The organism is Pseudoalteromonas sp. CR1 (genome assembly GCF_019392235.1).
Lineage (GTDB): Bacteria > Pseudomonadota > Gammaproteobacteria > Enterobacterales > Alteromonadaceae > Pseudoalteromonas.
This window is the reverse complement of sequence record NZ_JAHXRM010000523.1, coordinates 1-245: the sequence shown is the minus strand read 5'-3', so window position 1 is coordinate 245 and position 245 is coordinate 1. Positions and strand designations below refer to the sequence as shown.

Here is a 245-nt window from a genome sequence, read left to right as displayed (position 1 = left end):
CGATGTTTGTGCAGTCGCCGTATGTGCTGGTGGTGGTGATTGCGTTGTGGACGGGCATTTTGCTGTTCCTGTCCATGCACCTGCGCACCGCGAACAACTACGCGTTGATGTTGGCCGGCTACACCTTGCCGCTGATCGCCTTGCCGGTGGTGGATAACCCGCTGGCGGTGTGGGATGTGGCCGAGGCGCGTACCGAAGAGATTTTCCTCGGCATCGCGGTGGCCGCCGTAGTCGGCGCAATGTTC

Annotated in this window: 1 protein-coding gene; it reads left to right on the top strand. The window is 61.2% G+C overall.

Translation table 11 applies throughout. The features are described from left to right. On the top strand, window positions 1-245 hold a 245-nt coding region (locus tag KZZ04_RS20400), incomplete at both ends, for an FUSC family protein (protein WP_219424064.1).